Here is a 3,266-nt window from a genome sequence, read left to right as displayed (position 1 = left end):
CACCACCGGCGACATCCCAAACGGTGACCCGTTGCACCCGGTCCTCACTTACCCCACCGGCGACGTCACAGGCATCGACCAACTCATGCTGGAGCGCTACCTGGACGACCTGGCCAACGATCGTCTCGGCCGGGTTAGGGGAAGAGGAGGATAAAGGGCATGGCCGATCCGACGAGCACCTACCGGGAGAATGCGCGGAACACTGAGGAGATGGTGTTGGCGCTCCGGGACCGGCTCCTGCGGGTGCGGGCGGAGATCGAGGATTGGCCGGACGCCCGCCATGGTCTGCGGAGTGACGGGCAGGGTTCGACGACCGATCCGGAYGCCTTGGCAGCGGTCGTCGCGGCYCAGATCCGGGACGCACGGGCTGCGCTCGCGCATGTCGATGCCGCGCTGCAGTATGCGTGGGCGACCGCGAAGTGTCTGCACATTCAATGATCGGGAGCGGCGACGATCCCGGCGGATTTGTTCGCGGTACCGGCGGCTGTCGTCACGGTAGCCATTRCACGGCGGTGTCCGCGCGCCACTGCAGGTAGGGGTCGTGGCTCCAGCGCGATGGCAGTRCASGAGTTGAACAAGGTCTGCCACGGTCGTCGATGGCCACCACACAGAATTTGCCAGYAGTCGGCATRCCGCTGGACGGGTCGAGAGGGTGTTCACGACGTCCGACGAAGTGATGGTCGTCAATCAATAGGTGCTCACGTGACCGCCGCCGCGCAGTATCCGCGCTCGCGGCCGCCCTGAATCCATATASGTACTTTTGTTTTTCSAGTGCGTGCCGTCGAACGGTCTCACCCGRMAGAAACCAATYAGGGCCGACGGGAGCGAAACAAGGTGGTGGCGACCKCACCCTAGGGTGGCTGCCCTTCGTCGCCGGCGGTCACGACACTGGAGCGAACAASCACCCAGCAGACGCGGACGGCGAGTGCTGCCGGTCGACCAACGGAGAGCGCCCGTGGCAATTCCGATCACGAACAGCCAGGAAATCCAAAACAGTTCGATCCTCGGACTGGGGGTGYATCGACCMYSTCGGGTGGTCACCAACGACGACATCTGCCGTCAGATCGACTCCACCGACGAATGGATTCGGGTCCGATCGGGCATTCGGGTTCGGCGCTTCGCCGGACCCGACGAGACCTTGATCGACATGGCCGTGCGYGCYGGTCGAGACGCCCTGCGCTCGTCCGCGGTGCCCCCGGACCAGATCGGGTGCGTGATCGTGGCAACCTCGACCTTCCCCTACCAGACGCCCGCAGCSGGCCCGCAGATCGCGCACCAGCTAGGGATCACCGGAAGCGCATTCGACGTCTCCGCCGGGTGCGCCGGTTTCTGCCTTGCACTCGCACTGGCCTCCGAYGTCGTGCGCGGGCGCACCGCCAGCCATGTGCTGGTCATCGGCGTCGAGCGTCTCAGCGAGTTTGTCGACTTCACGGACAAGTCCACCGCGTTCATTTTCTCCGACGGCGCGGGCGCTGTKGTGGTCGGTCCCTCCGACGAACCGGGCATCGGACCGGTGGAATGGGGTTCGGACGGATCCCAGGCGCACGCCCTYACGCAACATCCGTCGCTGACGACGTTCCGCGACAATCCGATGGGCCCACCGCCCACCGTGAGGATGGACGGGCCCGCGATATTCCGATGGGCGGTGTCCGAGATGGAAAAAGTCAGCCGATCTGCCCTCGACCGGGCAGGTGTCGCGATCGACCAAGTCGAYGCCTTCATCCCACAYCAGGCGAACYTGCGGATCACYGAAGCGATCACCAAGCGACTGAAGCTGAAACCCGCCACGGTTGTCGCACGGGACATCGTCGAGGCGGGCAACACCTCCGCCGCCTCCGTGCCGCTCGCCATGGAAACCTTGCTCCGCACCGGGGATTCGCACGCCGGAGACACTGCACTGCTCGTCGGGTTCGGCGCCGGCCTGACCTACGCCGCCCAGGTCGTCACCCTGCCCGCCGCACCACAGCACTCCTGAGAAGCTTGATCTCGAACCGCYACCACCACTTTCAGCCCTGGCGTTCCTCACCGGTCCGAGCCACGCGCCCGTCGATGCACCCGTCCCGGAATGCCGAACGTCGACGCGCCCGCGCGAGGATCATCATCCCTGCCCGCCCACACCCGTCCTTGGCGGGGTTCCACGAGAGGAGTACGCCATGACGGTGGCCGTTACCAACGTCAGCCACCTCCGCCTCACCGTCACCGATATCGGTCGCTCGAGTGCCTTCTACGACGCCGTCTTCGGCTTCGATGTCGTCCTCGAGGTGCCGGAGAACGCCGGCGAGATGACCGCGGAGGCGCTGTCCTTCGTGTTCGGCGGGGTCATCTACGCCTTCCCCGGTGGCTTGCTCGGCTTGCGACCCGCCGCACCGGAGTTCGACCGATTCGACGAGGACCCGGCCGGCCTCGATCACCTCAGTTTCGTCGTGCCCAGCGTCGACGACCTCACCCGTACCGCAGCGCTGCTGGAAGAACTCGGAGTCGATCACGGTGGAATCAAACATCTGACCGCCGTAGGCCTCGCGATCCTTGAGTTCCGTGACCCGACGGCGTCGCGCTCGAGTTGACCGCGCCGTCGCCCTGATCCTCCGCACCTCGACCGGCATCAAAGCAACCCGGCATCGGCGTTTCGGCGTCGCTGATGACACGTCGCGGGCACCAACGGTTCGGCCGCCGGTGTGCACCTCGAGCACGAGCGACGGCCCGTCCTCCGGGACGCCAAGGCGGGCGACGTCCACGTTCGCGAGCGCGGTGACGAGCCAGGTGAGTAGCCTTCGTGGGGCCGATCGCGCCGGGTGCGGCCCCCTGCCCGCGCCAAAGGGGACCGTTCGGCCGATGGCGCCCCGACGTCCCGGTCCTTCATCCGGGTGATCAGGTGTGCTGTGCCTGCGGGCATGGTCGGCCACCGCGACGTCCGATCCGATAGACACCGGATACCGACCGGAAAACACCGACCACCTACCGGAAGGGTCGGCCTCMACTCGGGCATCCCGGCCGGTTCCCCGCGGCGGCGGGCGCGGATCACACGCTACGCGTTGCGCCCGGTGGTCCGGGGTCGGTGAAGTCGGAGCCGACCGTCGGCCCGACCCAGCGCCGCCGCGGGCACCGTGAATGCCGGGTCGAAGAACAGGAAGCTGAGCAGGCCCCCGCGGTCGGTGGCCTCGCCGCCGATGAACCGGGCCAGCACGCTCAGTTGCGGATGCCGCAGCCGCCGCAGCCCGCGATACCGTTGGCGGAACACCTCGTCCGCCAGGACCGCGAGCGCATCC

The 3,266-nt window shown here is 67.1% G+C and carries 2 protein-coding genes and 2 pseudogenes; 3 read left to right on the top strand and 1 reads right to left on the bottom strand.

Features of this window, described 5'->3' with window-relative positions:
* The first annotated feature begins 159 nt into the window (after positions 1-159).
* From AC1DWT_RS50310 to AC1DWT_RS50300, 3 genes and pseudogenes are all read left to right on the top strand, one after another.
* A complete protein-coding gene (locus AC1DWT_RS50310; protein ID WP_477926178.1) occupies positions 160-438 on the top strand; it encodes a hypothetical protein in 279 nt (92 codons plus the stop codon).
* Between the two features lie 517 nt (positions 439-955).
* Positions 956-1,975, top strand: coding sequence for a beta-ketoacyl-ACP synthase III (locus AC1DWT_RS50305; RefSeq protein ID WP_477926177.1), 1,020 nt, complete (start codon positions 956-958; stop codon positions 1,973-1,975).
* 178 nt (positions 1,976-2,153) lie between these two features.
* Positions 2,154-2,581: pseudogene (locus AC1DWT_RS50300) on the top strand (VOC family protein).
* Positions 2,582-3,025: 444 nt separating this feature from the next.
* Here the strand turns inward: AC1DWT_RS50300 and AC1DWT_RS50295 are convergent.
* A pseudogene (locus AC1DWT_RS50295) lies at positions 3,026-3,266 on the bottom strand (patatin-like phospholipase family protein); the annotation flags it as partial.

This window comes from Rhodococcus sp. P4_B6 (assembly GCF_056402215.1).
This window is presented reverse-complemented; position numbering and strand designations above follow the sequence as displayed.